Raw genomic sequence first — 20,059 nt, 5'->3', positions numbered from 1 at the left:
TTCACCCCCGGTAATTTGTATCGAGCATGCTACGTAGCTTTTTCGCAAAGCCTTCATCTAACACAGCTACAACGACTCGCTCGTCTCTCCCAATCGCATGCCCTAATTGTTGTCGATTTTCGACTTTTTTCATTGGTACGTTGTAGTACGTCGTTTTATCAGTGATACGTTTTGTAGTGTTCGCTGACGCATCTTCAGAAAGCAATACGAGCTTCGCTTTACCACTTCGTACTTCTTTTAAAACGAGTTCTTCACCCGAAATGAGTTTTCGAGCGCGATTTGCTAGTCCTAAAAACGATTTCCAATCGGACACTTATTTCGACTCCTTCTCAACAAGCTCAAGAAGCTCTTCGTATAGAGAACCGTCGATTTTCGCTTTTAGATGATGTTCCAAAACATTTTTCTTTTGGGCTTGAAGAATACTTTCTTTATCTTTTGATAAATAAGCACCTCGTCCTGATTTCTTTCCAGTTAAATCAATGGACACTTCTCCCTCTTTGGAACGAACAATGCGAACGAGCTCTCGTTTTGATTTCATTTCTTGCGTTGCAACACATTTTCGTAACGGAACTTTTCGATTGCTCATACTCATCACCTCTATTCGATTTCGTCTTCAACTGAATCGAATCCGAATGCGATTACGCTATCTTCTTCTGTTACAATACCAAGTTGTTTCGCATCAGACTCACTCTTAATATCAATTTTCCAACCTGTTAATTTAGCTGCAAGACGTGCATTTTGTCCACGCTTACCAATAGCTAATGACAGTTGGTGGTCTGGAACAACAACAGTTGTTGCTTTTTCTTCTTCATCTACAAGCACTTTAACAACTTGTGATGGGCTTAAAGCATTTGCAACATATTCTACTGGATCATTTGACCAGCGAACGATGTCAATCTTTTCGCCTTTTAGTTCGTCTACAATGCGTTGTACACGTTGTCCTTTCGGTCCTACACAAGAACCTACTGGATCAACATCAATGTTCTCTGCATGTACAGAAATTTTAGAGCGATCGCCTGCTTCACGTGCTACAGAACGAATTTCAACAGTTCCATCATAAATTTCAGGAACTTCCATTTCGAATAAACGTTTTAAAAGACCAGGATGTGTACGTGATACGTAAATTTGTGGTCCTTTCGTTGTTTTTTCTACTTTCGTAATGAATACGCGAATACGATCATGTGGTTTGTACTGTTCGTTTGGCATTTGCTCACTTACAGGTAATAAAGCTTCTACTTTCCCTAAGCTTACATAGATGAAACGAGCATCTTGACGTTGTACGATACCCACCATGATATCTTCTTCACGGTCACTAAACTCAGAGTAAATAACACCACGCTCTGCTTCGCGCACTCGTTGTGTTACAACCTGTTTTGCAGTTTGTGCTGCAATACGACCGAAATCTTTTGGTGTTACTTCAATTTCTAGTACGTCACCATCTTGATAGTTTGGATTAATTTGTCTTGCTTCTTCAACAGAAATTTCAAGACGTGGATCAAACACATTATCAACAACGTCTTTACGTGCTAAAACTTGAATTGTTCCCACTTCTGGGTTAAAGCTCACACGAACGTTTTGTGCTTGGTTAAAATTGCGTTTATAAGCAGAGATTAACGCTGCTTCAATCGCATCAATAATAATATCTTTGCTAATTCCTTTTTCTGACTCTAATACGAGCAAGGCATCTAACAACTCAGTGCTCATGAAGATCCCCCTTCTAACTAAAACGTAACAGCAAGTCGCGCATTTGCAACTTTATCCATTGGAATTTGGATTTCTTTTTTACGTGTTTTAATTGTTAATAATAATGTAATTGTAGTACCATCGTAGGAAAGTAGCTTTCCTTCAAACATTTTTTCACCATCAATCGGCTCATATGTTTTAATTGCCACTTGTTTTCCTACCGCTTGCTGGAAGTCTTTCTCTTTCTTTAATGGGCGTTCCGCTCCAGGAGATGATACATCCAAAAAGTAAAGATGAGGAATTGGATCCTCTTTATCTAAAGCTTCGCTTAAACGTTCACTTACCGCACCGCATTCTTCAATGTCGACTCCCTTTTCAGAATCGATGAATACGCGTAAGAACCAGTCTTGTCCTTCTTGCACATACTCTACATCTACAAGTTCAAGATTTAACTCTTCAACAATTGGCTGCGCAAATGCTTCTACAACTTCTGTGACTTTCTTATCCATAAACAGCCTCCTTCCTGCCGCCATGTACCATTTACAAGAAAAGACCTCCGTTCATAAAAACGGTCCATCTTATTCTTTCTCGTTAGCTAACAAAAGCCCCTGCCATTTAGCAGGGAATATCTGTCTTAGTATTACCAAATTTAAGAAGTAAAACTTGTAACAAAATATGTATATACGACAGAAATTTCTTACCTCTCCACATCAATAAAACGTAGATAGTAACACGAAAGAGTGGGTTTCCCCACTCTTTTTTTTACACAATATACATGACATGGTTATCTCGGTTAATAGTATACCATAGCAAATGTTGATTTGCAAAGACTTTTCCTACCTATTAGAACAGTGATAACTGGTTTTGATCAGGTAAATCGCCTAAGCAACCTTGACTATCTAAATACTCAATAATTGTTTTCGAAACCTTACTTCGCTGCTGTAAATCTTCTTTTGATAAGAAATCTCCATTTTTGCGTGCTTCTACAATACTTAAAGCTGCGTTTGTACCAAGTCCAGGCACTGCATTAAATGGAGGAATTAAAGTATCCCCATCAATAATAAATTCTGTTGCATGCGAACGGTATAAATCAACCTTTTGGAATGAGTATCCACGCTCACACATTTCCAGTGTCATTTCTAGTACTGTTAATAAACTTTTTTCTTTCGGCGCTGCATCCAAACCTTTTTGCGCAATTTCATCAATTCTTACACGTATAGATGCTGAACCTTTCGCCATCGCCTCTATATCAAAGTCATCTGCACGAACTGTAAAGTATGCCGCATAGAATAAAAGCGCGAAATGTACTTTAAAGTATGCAATACGTACAGCCATAAGTACGTAAGCAGCCGCATGGGCTTTAGGGAACATGTACTTAATTTTCTTACATGAATCAATATACCAACCTGGTACATTATTACTTTTCATGTCATCTTCCCATTCTTCCGGTACACCTTTACCTTTACGAACTGACTCCATGATTTTGAAGGCTAATGATGGGTCTAAACCTTGATAGATTAAATATACCATGATGTCATCACGACAACCGATAACTTCACTTAGCGTACATGTACCGTTATAAATTAACTCGTTTGCATTACCAAGCCATACGTCTGTACCATGTGATAGTCCAGAAATTTGGACTAACTCAGAGAATGTCGTAGGTTTCGTCTCTTCTAACATCTGCCTTACGAATTTCGTACCAAACTCTGGTATACCAAGTGTACCTGTTTTACAGTTAATTTGTTCTTCCGTTACCCCTAATGATTCTGGGCCTGAGAAAATTTTCATTACTTCTGGATCGTCTGTCGGGATTGTTTTCGGATCAATACCACTTAAATCTTGTAACATACGAATAACAGTCGGATCATCGTGTCCTAGTATATCAAGTTTCAATAAATTATCATGAATGGAGTGGAAATCAAAGTGTGTCGTTCTCCACTCAGCCCCTATTGAATCCGCCGGAAACTGAATTGGTGAGAAATCAAAGATATCCATGTAATCTGGCACAACGATAATACCACCTGGATGCTGTCCGGTTGTACGTTTTACGCCCGTACATCCTGCTACTAAGCGGTCAATCTCCGCATTTCGAATCGTTAAATTATGATCATTTGCATAACCTTTTACATATCCATAAGCCGTTTTTTCCGCAACTGTACCTATTGTACCCGCACGGTATACGTAATCTTCACCGAACAATACTTTCGTATAGTTATGGGCACGTGGTTGGTATTCCCCGGAGAAGTTCAGATCGATATCGGGTACCTTATCTCCTTTAAATCCAAGGAACGTTTCGAACGGAATATCATGTCCATCTTTCACGTATGGAACATTACATGCAGGACATTCTTTATCCGGCAAGTCAAAACCAGAACCTACAGAACCATCATTAAAGAATTCTGATTGCTTACACTTCGGACATACATAGTGTGGTGGTAATGGGTTTACTTCTGTAATTTCCATCATCGTTGCAACGAATGATGAACCTACCGATCCACGCGAACCTACTAAATATCCGTCTACTAACGATTTTTTCACAAGCTTATGTGAAATTAAATAAATTACGGCAAATCCATGCCCAATAATACTTTTTAATTCTTTTTCTAAACGCGCTTCTACAATTTCAGGTAACTCTTCACCATAAATGCTACGCGCCATTTTATAACTCATGTCACGCGTCTCATCATCTGCACCTTCAATTTTCGGTGTATATAGATCATCTTTCACTGGATGAACATCACCAATTAATGATGCAACCTTTTGTGTATTCGTTACAACAATTTCTTTCGCTATGTCTTCACCTAAGAATGAAAAACACTCTAACATTTCATCCGTTGTACGGAAATGTACAGGCGGTAATGAATGTCGGTTTAACGGATTGGCTCCGCCCTGCGAACTGACTAAAATTTTGCGATACATCGCATCCTCTGGGTCTATATAATGCACGTTTCCTGTAGCAACAACTGGTTTATCTAACGTCTCACCTAGTTTTACTAAGTTAGAAATAATTGTTTTTAATTGCCCCTCATCTCGAACAAGTTCACGCTCTACTAAATGACGTAACACCTCTGGAGGCATTACTTCAATGTAATCATAGAACTGCGCAATTTCTTCTACCTCTTCAGGAGCTTTTTGCATCATCGCCTCAAACACTTCACCTTTATCACAAGCCGTTCCTACTAAAATTCCTTCACGATATTTTTTTAATAGTGACCTTGGTACTCGTGGTACACGGTAAAAGTAATTTAGGTGAGAATAGGAAACAAGTTTATATAAATTTTTCAATCCTACATCTGATGTCGCAAGCAACGTCATATGACTTGGACGTCCACGCTTATACGCATCCCCTTGCCCCATGCTATCATTTAATTGATCGTGATATTCAAATCCCTTTTCAATCACATCTTTTAACATTTTCACAAGTAAGTATCCCGTTGCTTCTGTATCATAAATCGCACGGTGATGTTGCGTTAATTCAATATCAAGCTTTTTACACATCGTATTTAATCGATGGTTTTTCATTTCCGGGAATAAGAATCTCGCAAGTTCTAACGTATCAATAACAGGATTATTCGTTTTTTCTAGTCCAGCCTTTTTAAAGCCTACGTTAATAAAGCCCATATCAAAACTTGCGTTATGAGCAACAAGTGTATGGTCGCCCATCCATTTTTCAAACTTTTTAAACACTTCATCCACTTCTGGTGCATCCGTTAACATATCATCTGTAATACCTGTTAATTCAATAATCGTCGCAGATAATGGTTGATGTGGATTTGCGAAAGATTCAAAGCGGTCAATAATTTCGCCACCTTTTACTTTTACAGCCGCTAACTCGATAACTGTATCATATACAGCTGATAAACCTGTCGTCTCAACGTCGAAAACAACATACGTTTCCTCTGCAAGTAAACGATGCGCTTCGTTATATGCAATCGGTACACCATCATTAACTAAATTCGCCTCTACACCATATATAACTTTAACCCCAGCCTTTTTACCCGCAGAATATGCTTCTGGGAAAGACTGCGCAACAGCATGGTCTGTAACAGCAATCGCCTCATGTCCCCATTTACCTGCTTGGGCAACAAGTCTAGAAACAGGAGTAACGGCGTCCATTTGGCTCATCGGTGTGTGAAGATGCAGCTCTACACGTTTTTCACCTTCTGGCGCTTTATCTTTACGAGACGGTCCTGTTATTTCATTAATATCATTTGCAATCATTACTAAATCTCGAACGAATGTATCATTTTGGACAGAACCACGTGCCTTCACCCACATTCCTTTTTTCAAGGATTGTAGCATTGGAATATCTTCTTTATCACGTGAGAACATTTTGATCATAATTGAATCCGTATAATCCGTTATTTTTAAAGTTAATAACGTACGTCCACTACGAAGCTCTTTCGTTTCCACATGGAAGACATATCCTTGAACCGTTTTTCTTCTTTCTTCATCTTGAATTTCTCGCATCGGTGTAATCTCTTCATCCGGCTTAATAAGATACCCGAGTGTGATCGGTCCTTCATGCACAACGCTACTTTCTTCAGCTTGCTTCTTCGCCATTTCTTCCATAGCTTGTATAACACGCTCACGGTCTTCTTGCTGCGTTTGCTCACGAAACTTTTGCATTTCTTCTGTATTTTGCTGTATATGTGTGTCTAACTGGAAACGCGGGAATCCAAAAGCTTCGTATTGATCCCCTACTGGTTTCGCAACGTTTTTCTTTAAAGCAGTAGATTCCAGCTCATTATTCACATTTATTAGCAACTTCACTCCATTCACCTGCGGAAGCTGCTTTTTTAAGTAAGCAAACATAGGTGAAAATGTAATTCGTTCCGTACAAAGCGGCCAATACGCCCTCACTTCTTCTTCTGTAAATTGTTTATTCTCTGTTTCTAATGCAAATGTTGTTCTTGCAATATGAGAAAATGATTGCTTAAGCTTTGTTTCTAGCAATTCATATAATTCTGTAGGCAAAATACGTGGCACTTGTAAATCAAAATGCCAACTTTTATTCGCTTTATCAATAACGAGCCTTTCAATACCACCACCTTGTAAATATTGATTTATAAGGTCGTCTGGTATTTGCAACTGCTGGAGCAAAATTTGAAATCGCTCTTGTTGTTCATTTGTTAAAGACATAAGCACTCTCCTTCCATTTGCTATTATAAATTGAAACGTACTACAAAGAAAGATTTCTCACTTCTTCTTTTACAAAATACGTTTACAAAGAAAGAGAAGGTACCTCATTACGAGGTACCTCTTCTTATTTTAAAATATTTGCAATATATGTTTGAAGTTCTTCTACTTTCACTTCTTCAGACTCGCCTGTAGCACGTACTTTCACTTCTACAATACCTTCGTCTGCTTTTTTACCAACTGTCACGCGAACTGGAAGGCCGAATAAATCTGCATCCGCAAATTTAACACCTGCACGTTCTGCACGATCATCTAGTAATACTTCGTACCCTTGCTCTTGTAATGAGTTGTAGATGTTTTCACCCATTTCACGTTGCGCATCAGATTTCATATTTACTGGAATTACATGCACATGGAATGGTGCAACAGCTTTTGGCCAAACTAAACCGTTCTCATCATTAAACTGCTCTGCGATTGCTGCCACTGTACGAGATACACCGATACCGTAACAACCCATAATAAGTGGTTGTGTTTTTCCGTTTTCATCTAGGAATGTTGCGTTCATTGCTTCACTATAACGTGTTCCTAATTTGAATACATGACCAACTTCAATTCCGCGTGCGAAAAGAATTGTTCCATTTCCGTCTGGAGATTGGTCTCCTTCTTGAATGAAGCGTAAATCTGTATATTGACTTACTTTAAAGTCGCGTTCTGGATTTACATTTACATAATGGAATCCTTCTTCGTTTGCTCCTGAACATCCGTTAACAATTGATGCTACAGCATGGTCAGCGATAATTTCGATATCACCTGTTACACCAATTGGTCCTAGAGAACCAACTTCACAGTTTAATAATTCTTTCACTTCTTCATGAGAAGCAAGCTCAACAACTGAAGCGCCGTATACGTTTTTCACTTTTACATCGTTTACTTCATGATCACCACGAACAAGTACAACTACTAATTTCTCATCTACTTTAAATACCATAGACTTAATGCACTTGTCAGCTTCAATGTTTAAGAATGCAGATACTTCTTCAATTGCTTTTTGATCTGGTGTTGCTACTTTTTCAAGTGCCTTTTCTGCTTCATCACTCTTCGTATACGTAGCTACCACAGGAGCCATTTCGATGTTTGCTGCATAATTAGATGTATCAGAGTATGCAATTGTATCTTCACCAACTTCAGATAATACCATAAATTCATGCGTATCTTTTCCGCCCATTGCTCCAGAGTCAGCAATAACTGCACGGAAATTCAAGCCACAACGAGAAAAAATGTTAGAGTATGCTTTGTATAAGCGATCGTATACTTCATCTAAGCTCTCTTGTGTAGCATGGAAAGAGTATGCATCTTTCATTAGAAACTCTCTTCCACGTAATAAACCGAAACGAGGTCTTTGTTCATCACGGAATTTTGTTTGAATTTGGTACAATGTTAACGGTAATTTTTTATATGATTTCACTTCATCACGTACAAGATCTGTAATTACTTCTTCATGTGTCGCTCCTAATGCGAATTCACGAGCGTTACGATCTTTCATACGCATTAATTCAGATCCGTAAGAATACCAACGGCCTGATTCTTGCCATAATTCTGCAGCTTGCATCGCTGGCATTAATAATTCTACAGCTCCTGCGCGCTCCATTTCTTCTCGAACGATACGTTCTACTTTGTGTAGTACTTTTAATCCAAATGGTAGAAAACTATAAATACCAGAAGCATTTTGACGCATAAAACCTGCACGAAGTAATAACTGATGACTCTTAATCTCCGCATCAGCTGGAACTTCACGTAATGTAGGACTGAATACCATACTTTGTTTCATTTATTCGCACCTCTTCATTTTACTCTTACACGCAGTAAAACCCCTCACCTCGAGTTAGGTGAGGGATTTTATTCTACGAGCTCTATTTCATTATAAGTTTCACTTTATTTTACAAGAAAAACTTACGAATGTCATTCCAAGTTACAACTAACATAAGTAACATTAATAATGCAAAACCAATAAAGTGAACCATTCCTTCTTTTTGGCGGTCAATTGGTTTCCCTCGTAACGCTTCAATTAAGAAGAAGAACAAACGTCCACCGTCTAAAGCAGGGACTGGTAGTAAATTAAATAAACCAAGGTTAATACTTAAAACTGCCGCTAAACTTAATACACGCGTAAATCCATAATCTACAACTTGATCTGTTAGATTATAAATTCCTACTGGACCTGACAACTCATTAATAGAGAATTGACCAGTTACTAATTTCACAAGTGAATCAAAAATTAGTTTTGTCCATTGGTATGTTTGTTCAAATCCTGATTTAATCGAACCCATTACTGTTTTCTCTACTGGAGAGTAAACACCAATTCTACCTACTTCGTCTTTTCCTTCTTTATCAAGCGTCGGCGTTACTTTTACATTAAACTGTTCATTATCACGCTTTACTTGTAACGTAATTTCTTTATTTGGGTTTTCACGTACAATGGTAACAACATCTTTCCATGTACTTGTGTTTTTCCCATCGATTGCTTGAATTGTATCATTTTCTTTTAATCCAGCTTGCTCGGCTGCACTATTCTCCATTATTTTTCCGACCATTGGCTTGTCAACAGGAACACCTTGTACAAATCCAAGAATCACAAAAATAACAAATGCTAAAATGAAGTTCATTGCAGGACCTGCAAAGATGGTTAAGGCACGTTGACCCAATTTCTTGGAGCCGAACTGCCTATTATACGGAGCAATTTGTATTTCTTCACCAGCAGTAATAATACGAGCCTTTTCATTCACTCGGAATGTTTGAAGCTCTTCCTCGTACTCTTCATAGCCCGAAATTGTTAAATTATGCTCTAAATCAGCTTGTTCGACTTCAATGACACGAACATTTGGATACTTTTCATATCCATCAAAAACTAATTTCGCAACTTCGTCTTTTTCATTTAATACAAGGCCAACCTTTTTTCCAGGCTTTAACTCAACTGTGTCTGCATCTTCGCCAGCCATTCTTACATAGCCGCCAAGGGGCAGTAATCGAATCGTATACACCGTTTCATTCTTTTCAAATGAGAATATTTTCGGACCAAAACCAATCGCAAACTCACGGCATAAAATACCTGCTCTTTTTGCGAAATATAGATGCCCTAGCTCATGGAAAAATACGAGTGCACCGAAAATTAATATAAAGGCAATCGCTGTATTCAATTCCATAACCACCTTTGCTAAATTTCTTCCATCACAAACCGTCTTGTGGCTGCATCAATTTCCAGAATTTCCTCTAAGCTCGGACGTGCAATGACATTGTGATGGTTCATTGCTTTTTCAATGAGGTCTTCCACTGTTAAGAAACCAATTCTCTTTTGCAAAAAAGCTTCAACAGCTACTTCATTCGCTGCGTTCATTACAGCTGGCATACTTCCACCTGCTTTTCCAGCTTCATACGCAAAACGTAGGCAACGGAATCGTTCTTCGTTCATTTTCTCAAAATGCAACGTCCCTATTTCCCATAAGTTTAACTGTTTTGTGTCTGTTAGAGGCAATCGATCAGGATATGTAAGCGCGTATTGAATTGGTACTCGCATATCAGGTGAGCCAAGCTGTGCCATTACACTACGATCTTCAAATTCAACCATAGAATGGATAATACTTTCTTTATGTAAAACAACATCGATTTGCTCATAAGGGATACCAAAAAGCCAATGTGCTTCAATTACTTCTAGCCCCTTATTCATCATTGTAGCAGAATCAATTGTAATTTTCGAACCCATTGACCAGTTTGGATGTCGAAGCGCATCTTCTACGGTCACATGATGCAATTCATCTCTCGTTTTATCACGGAAACTTCCACCGGAAGCCGTTATAATTAGTCGAGAAATTCTTTTTTCATTTTCACCATTCAAACATTGAAAAATAGCTGAATGTTCACTATCTACCGGAAGTAACGAAACATTATGTTTTCGTGCTGCTTCCATTACAAGATGCCCTGCAGTTACTAACGTTTCTTTATTTGCAATTCCAATTGTTTTTTTCGCCTCAATTGCACGAAGTGTTGGTAACAACCCTACGCTACCTACAACAGCATTTACTACAATCTCCGCATCTGGATGTAATGCTACTTCTAAAAGCCCTTCACTACCATACACAACTTTTGTATTACCAGAGACAGCTTGTAATTTTAAAACATCTTCCTCTCTTTGCACAGAGACGATTTGCGGAGAAAATTCTTGAATTACATTTACTGCGTAGTCAATATTTTTCCCTACAGAAAAAGCAACGAGACGGAATTGGTCTGGGTGCGAGCGTAATACATCTAAAGTTTGTGTACCAATTGATCCGCTTGCACCTAATAAACTAATGTTTTTCATGACTCCAACCCCTCGTTCATTTATTAATTGTATTGTAATAAGAAGTAGAGAATTGGTAAAACAAATAACCAACTATCTGTTCGATCTAATATACCACCATGTCCAGGTAAAATTGTACCTGAATCCTTTACGCCATAATGACGTTTAAATGCAGACTGTACTAAGTCACCAATTTGTCCAAAAATAGAAATGATAATTGTCAACACAATTAAAATCCCTACATTAGCCTCAACAGGGAAGAACATATTGTAAACGAGTGCCACAACAATTCCACAAACGATGCCACCTAATGAACCTTCAATCGTTTTATTCGGACTAATTTCTGGCCACAATTTCCTCTTTCCTAATGCCTTTCCTACGAAATATGCGCCTGAATCAGTAGCCCATATAACAAATAATGCACAAAACACATATTTAATTCCTAATATTCTCGTTTCATTCAAATATAGGAATCCCATTCCAACATATGTTGTTGCCATTAGTAAAAATGAAGCATTGTCAAAAGTAAATGTATTCTTAGAAAGGACTGTATATGATAAAAGTAATAAAACAATCACAAATGTGATTTCTAATTTACCTAATCCAATCTGAGTAAACAGTTCTGATGCACTACTTGGAATTAAAATAATCCATAATAATACTGCAGCTAAAACTGTTGGTATTGAAATAAGCGTAAGCTTATTCATACGAATTAATTCATATAAACCTATAGAAGCAAGTGCATACACTAAAACCGTAAAAGGCACGCCACCGTAAATTACGATGGGAATGAATAGCGCGGCAGCAACCACTCCAGTAATAATTCTCTGTTTCACTACCAAACCCTCTCTTTCTACACGCCTCCGAATCTGCGCCCTCTATGCTGAAAGTCTGTAATCGCATTTAGCAAATGTTCCTCGGTAAAATCTGGCCAATACACATCTGTAAACCAAAATTCCGAATATGCAATTTGCCATAACATGAAATTACTAATACGTAGCTCTCCGCTCGTACGGATTAACAACTCTGGGTCAGGTAAAGAACTCGTCATTAAATAAGAAGAAAGCATTTCTTCACTTACATCTTCAACACGAATTTTTCCTTCCTCACTATCTTTCACCATATGTTGCACAGCAGAAACGATTTCATCTCGACTTCCATAGTTTAACGCGAAATTAAGAATTAATCCCGTATTCTCTTTCGTATCTTCCATGGCCTTTTCCATCGCTCTGCGTGTATGCGTAGGAAGACGATCTTGTTGTCCTATTACTCGGACTTGTACGTTCTCTTCAATCAATTCTGGTAAAAATGTACCTAGAAATTCTTCTGGAAGCCTCATTAAATAGTCAACTTCCTTTTTCGGTCTTTTCCAGTTCTCAGTTGAAAAAGCATAAAGAGTTAATACTTTTACATTAAGTTTGCTTGCAAATTTTGTAATTTTCTTTACAACTTGCATGCCTTCATGATGTCCCGCAATACGAGGCATCGCTCTCCTCTTTGCCCATCTTCCATTACCATCCATAATGATGGCAATATGTTCTGGGATGTATCCTTTTTTCACTTTTTCAACGAGATGATCAAACGATGCGACCTTTTTACTTTTAAAAAAAGGAAAGTTTTTAAACATCATTCATACCCTCCAGCAAGCAGACGTATGCCTAAAAGTGTAAAAAGACCCCCTTAAGAAGAGGGTCATATTTGCGAAGGTATCGCTATTACACTTCCATGATTTCTTTTTCTTTGTTTTTTGCGATTTCGTCAACTTTTGCAATATATTTATCTGTTTCTTTTTGGATATCTTCAGTATATCCTCTTAAATCATCTTCTGTAATATCGCCAGCTTTTTCAAGCTTCTTAAGATCATCGTTACTGTCACGACGTACATTACGAACAGCAACTTTTGCTTCTTCAGCATATTTTTTCACAACTTTTACAAGATCACGACGACGCTCTTCTGTTAATGCAGGGAATGCAATACGAATTACAGTTCCATCATTAGAAGGGTTTAAGCCTAAATCTGCTTTTAAGATTGCTTTTTCAATATCACCGATAGAAGTTTTATCATAAGGTTGAATTACAAGTAAACGTGCTTCTGGAACTGTAATGTTCGCTAATTGCACAACAGGTGTTGGTGCACCATAGTAATCAACTTGTACCTTATCTAATACAGACGAGCTTGCACGACCTGCGCGAACTGTTGCCAATTCACGAGAGTAAGCAGCAACTGCTTTTTCCATTTTTTCATTTGAAGACTTCAATACTTGTTGTCCCATATTTATTTCCCCCTTACAACTGTTCCGATATTTTCGCCTAAAACGGCACGTTTAATGTTACCTTTTTCCATAACCGAGAATACAATTAATGGAATATCATTGTCCATACATAAAGAAGAAGCTGTTGAATCCATTACACCTAAACCTTCTTTTAATACATCTAAGTAAGTAAGTGTTTCGTATTTCGTAGCTGTTGGGTCAAGAGATGGATCTGCATTATATACGCCATCTACATTGTTTTTCGCCATTAAGATAACGTCTGCTTCGATTTCCGCTGCACGTAGTGCTGCCGTTGTATCTGTAGAGAAATATGGGTTACCTGTACCTGCTGCAAAGATCACAACACGTTTTTTCTCTAGATGACGAATTGCTTTACGACGAATGTAAGGCTCTGCTACTTGACGCATTTCGATTGAAGTTTGAACACGAGTTTGAATTCCAATGTTCTCTAGGCTATCTTGAAGAGCTAATGAGTTCATAACTGTTGCTAACATACCCATGTAATCTGCTCCAGCACGATCCATTCCCATTTCACTTCCGATTTTTCCACGCCAAATGTTTCCGCCACCAACAACAACAGCAACCTCTACATCAAGTTCTGCAATTTCTTTCACTTGTTCCGCAACTGATTTAATAACAGATGGGTTAATTCCAAATCCTTGTTCGCCAGCTAACGCTTCTCCGCTTAGCTTTAATACGACACGATTATATTTCGGTTTACTCATAATGAACCTCCAATTGCTTACATCTTTATTTTAAAAAAGGGAACACAATGTGTTCCCTAATCTTTATTAGTTGCTACCTTTTACTTGGTTCATTACTTCTTCAGCAAAGTTGTCTTCGCGTTTTTCGATACCTTCACCAACAGCGTAGCGAACGAATCCTTTTAATGTTCCGCCTTTAGACTCAACGAACTGACGAACTTTCATATCAGGGTTTTTAACGAATGCTTGGTCAAGTAAGCAAATTTCTTCGAAGAATTTGCCTAGACGGCCTTCAACCATTTTTGCAACGATTTTTTCAGGCTTGCCTTCGTTTAAAGCTTGTTGTGTTAATACTTGACGCTCATGCTCAACTTCTTCAGCTGTTACAGCATCGCGGTCGATGTATTTAGGGTTAACTGCTGCGATGTGCATTGCTACATCTTTAGCAGCTGCTTCATCAGTAGAACCTTCAAGAACTGTTAGAACACCAATGCGTCCACCCATGTGTAGGTAAGCACCGAATGCATCTGCATCAGTTTTTGTTACGATTTCGAAACGACGAAGTGTAAGTTTTTCACCAATTTTAGCGATTGCTTCGTTGATGTGCTCTTCTACTGTTTTGCCGCCTTCGATTGTTTGAGCCATAGCTTCTTCAACGTTAGCTGGTTTGTTAGCTAATAAGTGAGCAGCTAATTCTTTAATTAATGCTTGGAAACCTTCGTTTTTCGCAACGAAATCAGTTTCAGAGTTTAATTCTAAGATTAAACCTTCGTTACCGTTTGTTTCGATGAAAGTTAAACCTTCAGCAGCGATGCGGTCTGCTTTTTTAGCAGCTTTCGCAATACCTTTTTCACGTAAGAAGTCAATTGCTTTCTCCATGTCGCCATTAGTCTCAGTTAAAGCTTTTTTGCAGTCCATCATACCTGCGCCTGTTTTTTCACGAAGTTCTTTTACCATTTGTGCAGTGATTGCCATATTTTTCATCCTCCTAAAATATGTATTTATACCTTTTATAAAGGTGTTTATACCTTAAAAAAGGTGATAAAAGGCCGAACCCCTTATCACCTTTCCAAATTTGTTACGCAGTAACAGTTTCTTCACCTTGTTTTGCTTCAAGGATCGCGTCTGCCATTTTAGATGTAAGAAGTTTTACAGCACGAATTGCATCATCGTTTGCTGGGATAACGTGATCGATTTCGTCTGGATCACAGTTTGTATCAACGATACCGATGATTGGAATGTGTAATTTGCGTGCTTCAGCAACTGCAATACGCTCTTTACGAGGGTCTACTACGAATAATGCACTTGGAAGACCTTTCATATCTTTAATACCGCCTAAGAATTTCTCAAGACGCTCTAACTCTTTTTTAAGTTGAACAACTTCTTTCTTAGGAAGTACTTCGAAAGTACCATCTTCTTGCATTTTTTCGATGTCTTTAAGACGCTTGATACGCTTTTGGATTGTTTGGAAGTTTGTTAAAGTTCCACCTAACCAACGTTGGTTAACGAAGTACATACCAGCACGAGTTGCTTCTTCTTTAATAGCTTCTTGTGCTTGTTTTTTAGTACCTACGAATAAGATGTCTCCGCCTTCAGCAGCGATGTCACGCATCGTTCTGTAAGCTTCCTCAACTTTTTTCACAGTTTTTTGTAAGTCGATGATGTAGATACCGTTACGCTCTGTGAAAATGTAACGCTTCATTTTTGGGTTCCAACGACGAGTTTGATGTCCGAAATGAACACCAGCTTCAAGCAATTGCTTCATAGAAATTACTGACATAATATAGTTCCTCCTAAATGGTTTTTGATATCCTCCGTTTACTTCATCTCTAAGCGAAACTACAAACGTAGCACCAACACTTAAATCAGTAAACGTGTGTACTTTGTACTGACACCACTGCTTACTATATCATACTGAAATATTACAATCAAGTCGAAAATGCGAACAATGTAAAACTTTCTTTGTTCACACTCGAATTCTAGTATTACCAACCTGTATTTCCTTTAAGCAAAAAAATAAAATTCAATTCATAGCTTTTCCGTAAAATACGATTATGACGCTATTTACAAACAACATCAATCTTTTATACACAAAAAAACTCTCCTCAAAAAATGAGGAGAGTTTTATAAATTAGTTTGTTTTTAATTTAGCAAGTTCCTGTAGAAACTTGTCGTTTAGCACTTTAATGTATGTTCCTTTCATACCTAAAGAGCGAGACTCAATAACACCAGCACTCTCTAATTTACGAAGTGCATTTACGATTACAGAACGAGTAATTCCTACGCGATCAGCAATTTTACTTGCAACAAGTAAACCTTCTGTTCCATTTAATTCTTCGAAGATATGCTCGATTGCTTCTAACTCACTGTAAGATAATGAGCTAATCGCCATTTGAACAACAGCTTTACTACGTGCTTCCTCTTCGATTTCTTCTGCTTTTTCACGTAAGATTTCCATACCTACTACAGTTGAACTGTATTCAGCAAGGATTAAATCATCGTCTAAGAACTCTTGACCAAGACGAGCTAACACTAATGTGCCTAGACGCTCACCGCCACCAACGATTGGTACGATTGTAGTTAAACCTTGACCGAATAATTCTCTATTTTCTACTGGGAATGCTGTGTAAGCACTGTTTACATCTAAGTTTGAAGATGTTTCTGTAATGTTGAATAAGCTTTGCGTGTATTCTTCCGGGAATTGACGCTCTGCAAGCATTTGTTTCATACGCTCATTCTCAATTTGTTGGTGAATTGCATAACCTAGTAATTTACCACGACGGCTTACTACGAATACGTTCGCTTCGATTACTTCACACATTGTGTCAGACATTTCTCTAAAGTTTACAGGCTTTCCTGCTGCGCTCTGTAATAACGCATTTAATTTTCTTGTTTTTGCTAATAATTCCATTTCAAAAGTTCCTCCTACATGTTACTTACATATTTTTTCATCACTTGGAAACTAGGGCGAGTCACCTGATGACACTATTACAAAATAAACTGGCTCACATCTTTATTTTTAGCAATCGTTGCTAATTTCTCCTCAACGTATTGAGGTGTTATCGTTATTTTCTCTAACGTAATTTCAGATGCTTCAAACGATAAATCTTCAAGGAGTTTCTCCATAATCGTATGAAGTCTTCTTGCTCCAATATTATCTGTATCCTGATTAACTTGATAAGCAATCTCAGCAATCTTACGAATAGCTTCGTCTGAAAATTCAATTTCTATACCTTCAGTCGCTAATAAAGCCATATATTGTTTAATTAACGCATTGTCAGGCTCGATTAATATTTTAACAAAATCATCTGTCGATAATTTTGTTAATTCTACTCGAATCGGAAATCTCCCTTGCAGTTCCGGAATTAAATCCGACGGTTTAGACATATGAAACGCTCCAGCTGCAACGAATAAAATATAATCCGTTTTTACTGATCCGTATTTTGTCGCAACATTCGATCCTTCTACAATTGGTAAAATGTCACGTTGCACACCTTCACGTGATACATCTACGCTATTCGACTGCTTACCAGCAATTTTGTCAATTTCATCGATAAAAATAATCCCGAGCTGTTCAGCACGATAAACAGCCTCTTGTGTAACTTCATCCATATCAATTAAGCGCTGTGCTTCCTCATTTGTCAAGAGTTTTCTTGCTTCTTTCACAGAAAGTTTACGTTTTTTTGTTTTTTTCGGCATAAAACTTCCTAATGCATCTTGGAAATTCATCCCCATTTGTTCCATACCAGTTCCTTGTAACATATCGAACATGGAAGACTGTTGCTCAGTCACTTCAATCGATACAATTTCATCTTCAAGAAGTCCTGCAGCAAGCTTTCTTTCCACATCTTGACGTTTCTTTTCGATTTCAACATCTTCCTGTGCATCAGATGTTTGATTCGAATTTTGAGCACCGCCAAATAGCATTTCTAATGGGTTTTTAAATCCAGATTGTTTCTCTGGACTCGGCACTAAAATTTCAACAAGACGTTGGTTCGCTTGTTCTTCTGCTTTGTCTTGTACTTTAATTACCATTTCTTCTTTCACGATACGAACTGACGTTTCCACAAGGTCACGTACCATCGATTCTACATCTCTACCTACATATCCAACTTCTGTAAATTTGGTAGCTTCAACCTTAATAAAAGGTGCTCCAACGAGTTTCGCCATTCGTCGTGCTACCTCTGTTTTACCAACACCTGTCGGTCCAATCATTAAAATATTTTTAGGCGCAATTTCATCACGTAGATTTTCAGCTAATTTACTTCGACGATATCGATTTCTTAAAGCTACAGCAACCGCTTTCTTCGCATCTTTTTGACCGATAATGTATTGATCTAATTTTTCCACAATTTGACGCGGAGTAAAATGTAAATGCATATAAAATGCCTCCCTTACGATTCTACAATTCTTCCACAATTATATTGTGGTTTGTATAAACACAAATATCGCCAGCAATGTCTAAACTCGCTTTCGCAATTTGCTTCGCTGTTAAATGTTCACTTGCATATTGCTTTAAAGCACGACCTGCAGAAAGCGCATAATTCCCACCAGATCCAATCGCTAAAATACCATCATCCGGTTCAATCACTTCTCCTGTACCTGAAACAAGAAGCATAGTTGTTTTATCCATGACAATGAGCATCGCTTCTAGCTGACGTAACATTTTGTCGCCACGCCATTGTTTTGCCATCTCGACTGCAGCACGCTGCAAGTTCCCATTGTACTCTTCTAATTTCCCTTCAAACATTTCAAAAAGAGTAAATGCGTCAGCAACGGAACCTGCAAAGCCAGCTAAAACTTTCCCTTGGAAAAGTTTACGGACTTTACGAGCTGTATGTTTCATTACAACTGCATTTCCCATTGTCACCTGACCATCTCCAGCCATTGCACATTCTCCATTATGATGAACTGCAAATATCGTTGTAGCGTGGAAATTTCCCATAGAAAAAACTCCTTTATATGTTTTTATAGCTTTAAAAGCAATTTATGCCCGCGGGTGATGCTTCATGTAGACCGAACGCAATCTTTCTTTAGAGACATGCGTATAAATTTGTGTCGTCGACAAATTCTCATGACCGAGTAGCTCCTGTACAGTACGTAAATCTGCCCCTTCATCTAACATGTGTGTAGCAAATGTATGCCTTAACATATGGGGACTTATCCGCATTGTCAGTGAAGCTTTCTTAATGAGTTCGTTTAATACATAGCGTACCCCTCGACTTGTTAGCGGCGTGCCTTTCGCATTTAAAAATACCATATGAGAGTGTTCTTCAGTTTTGTGAGCTAACTGTTTTCTCCCGTTCTCTATATAAGTAATTAAAGCATCTTGCGCATAGCTTCCGAACGGAATATACCTTTGTTTTTTCCCTTTTCCCATTACTAAAATTGTTCCCACCGCGAAGTCAATATCGGTAAGTTGTAAATTGACACATTCACTCACACGGATTCCAGTCGCATACATCAACTCTAATAAAGCTTGATTCCTTTGACCTAGCGGCGTTTCCGTATCAGCAACTTCAAATAATTCCTCTAATTCTTCAGCATATAAAAACTTTGGGATTGACAATTCTTTTTTGGGGAGTGACGCAAGTGCAAACGGATTATCTTTCCGATAACCTTCACGCATCAAAAAACGATATAAACTTCGTAAGCTTGATACTTTTCTTGCGACAGATTTACGGGCTAACTTTTCATCGTGCAACGTCGTTAAGTACAAACGAACATCCGCGTATGTAACATCTAAAAAAGAGGATATGCCTTCTCGCTCCATAAATTGCACAAAATGTTCTAAATCATTTTGATAACTTGCAATTGTATATTTTGAATAATTTCTTTCAATTTGTAAATATCCAACGAATAATTGTAACAATTTCTTCACATTCACACAATTCACCTCAATAAAGGCTACTAAATCGTATCAC

The 20,059-nt window shown here is 38.0% G+C and carries 18 protein-coding genes; all 18 read right to left on the bottom strand.

Features of this window, described 5'->3' with window-relative positions:
• Position 1: 1 nt before the first annotated feature.
• The gene (locus tag MKO96_RS11815; RefSeq protein WP_001286527.1) at positions 2-313 is read right to left on the bottom strand and encodes a YlxQ family RNA-binding protein; all 312 of its coding nucleotides are present in this window, start codon (positions 311-313) and stop codon (positions 2-4) included.
• Positions 314-586, bottom strand: coding sequence for an RNase P modulator RnpM (gene rnpM, locus MKO96_RS11810; protein WP_000071127.1), 273 nt, complete (start codon positions 584-586; stop codon positions 314-316). It abuts the gene before it with no gap.
• A gap of 11 nt (positions 587-597) precedes the next feature.
• Entirely contained in the window at positions 598-1,704 is a 1,107-nt protein-coding gene (nusA, locus tag MKO96_RS11805) for a transcription termination factor NusA (protein WP_000102596.1), read from the bottom strand.
• Positions 1,705-1,721: 17 nt separating this feature from the next.
• A complete protein-coding gene (rimP, locus tag MKO96_RS11800) occupies positions 1,722-2,192 on the bottom strand; it encodes a ribosome maturation factor RimP (RefSeq protein WP_000359098.1) in 471 nt (156 codons plus the stop codon).
• A gap of 334 nt (positions 2,193-2,526) precedes the next feature.
• Complete coding sequence (locus MKO96_RS11795; protein WP_240587519.1) at positions 2,527-6,828, bottom strand: PolC-type DNA polymerase III; 4,302 nt, start codon at positions 6,826-6,828, stop codon at positions 2,527-2,529.
• Between the two features lie 124 nt (positions 6,829-6,952).
• Entirely contained in the window at positions 6,953-8,653 is a 1,701-nt protein-coding gene (locus tag MKO96_RS11790; protein ID WP_087981657.1) for a proline--tRNA ligase, read from the bottom strand.
• A 109-nt stretch (positions 8,654-8,762) separates the two neighbouring features.
• Positions 8,763-10,019, bottom strand: coding sequence for an RIP metalloprotease RseP (gene rseP, locus MKO96_RS11785; RefSeq protein WP_240587518.1), 1,257 nt, complete (start codon positions 10,017-10,019; stop codon positions 8,763-8,765).
• Positions 10,020-10,036: 17 nt separating this feature from the next.
• Positions 10,037-11,179: a 1-deoxy-D-xylulose-5-phosphate reductoisomerase gene (dxr, locus tag MKO96_RS11780; RefSeq protein ID WP_240587517.1), complete on the bottom strand. Its 1,143-nt coding sequence runs from the start codon at positions 11,177-11,179 to the stop codon at positions 10,037-10,039.
• Between the two features lie 23 nt (positions 11,180-11,202).
• The gene (cdsA, locus tag MKO96_RS11775) at positions 11,203-11,994 is read right to left on the bottom strand and encodes a phosphatidate cytidylyltransferase (RefSeq protein ID WP_076539685.1); all 792 of its coding nucleotides are present in this window, start codon (positions 11,992-11,994) and stop codon (positions 11,203-11,205) included.
• Between the two features lie 17 nt (positions 11,995-12,011).
• A complete protein-coding gene (uppS, locus tag MKO96_RS11770; RefSeq protein WP_000971311.1) occupies positions 12,012-12,788 on the bottom strand; it encodes an undecaprenyl pyrophosphate synthase in 777 nt (258 codons plus the stop codon).
• Positions 12,789-12,873: 85 nt separating this feature from the next.
• Positions 12,874-13,431: a ribosome recycling factor gene (frr, locus tag MKO96_RS11765; RefSeq protein ID WP_000531506.1), complete on the bottom strand. Its 558-nt coding sequence runs from the start codon at positions 13,429-13,431 to the stop codon at positions 12,874-12,876.
• 2 nt (positions 13,432-13,433) lie between these two features.
• Complete coding sequence (gene pyrH, locus MKO96_RS11760; protein WP_000042666.1) at positions 13,434-14,156, bottom strand: UMP kinase; 723 nt, start codon at positions 14,154-14,156, stop codon at positions 13,434-13,436.
• Between the two features lie 66 nt (positions 14,157-14,222).
• Complete coding sequence (gene tsf / locus MKO96_RS11755; RefSeq protein WP_064475011.1) at positions 14,223-15,110, bottom strand: translation elongation factor Ts; 888 nt, start codon at positions 15,108-15,110, stop codon at positions 14,223-14,225.
• Positions 15,111-15,213: 103 nt separating this feature from the next.
• Positions 15,214-15,915: a 30S ribosomal protein S2 gene (gene rpsB / locus MKO96_RS11750; protein ID WP_000111484.1), complete on the bottom strand. Its 702-nt coding sequence runs from the start codon at positions 15,913-15,915 to the stop codon at positions 15,214-15,216.
• Between the two features lie 351 nt (positions 15,916-16,266).
• Positions 16,267-17,046 (bottom strand): GTP-sensing pleiotropic transcriptional regulator CodY, encoded by a 780-nt coding sequence (codY, locus tag MKO96_RS11745; RefSeq protein ID WP_000421290.1) that lies wholly within the window; start codon positions 17,044-17,046, stop codon positions 16,267-16,269.
• A 77-nt stretch (positions 17,047-17,123) separates the two neighbouring features.
• The gene (gene hslU / locus MKO96_RS11740) at positions 17,124-18,515 is read right to left on the bottom strand and encodes an ATP-dependent protease ATPase subunit HslU (RefSeq protein WP_000550070.1); all 1,392 of its coding nucleotides are present in this window, start codon (positions 18,513-18,515) and stop codon (positions 17,124-17,126) included.
• 22 nt (positions 18,516-18,537) lie between these two features.
• Positions 18,538-19,080: an ATP-dependent protease proteolytic subunit HslV gene (hslV, locus tag MKO96_RS11735; RefSeq protein ID WP_000526271.1), complete on the bottom strand. Its 543-nt coding sequence runs from the start codon at positions 19,078-19,080 to the stop codon at positions 18,538-18,540.
• Positions 19,081-19,122: 42 nt separating this feature from the next.
• On the bottom strand, positions 19,123-20,022 hold the full coding sequence (xerC, locus tag MKO96_RS11730; RefSeq protein WP_001101235.1) for a tyrosine recombinase XerC: 900 nt from the start codon (positions 20,020-20,022) through the stop codon (positions 19,123-19,125).
• Positions 20,023-20,059: the final 37 nt, after the last annotated feature.

It is taken from the genome of Bacillus sp. ES1-5 (assembly GCF_022487605.1).
GTDB lineage: Bacteria > Bacillota > Bacilli > Bacillales > Bacillaceae_G > Bacillus_A > Bacillus_A wiedmannii.
Note: the sequence above shows the minus strand (reverse complement) of the source record. Positions and strands in the feature narration are given on the sequence as shown.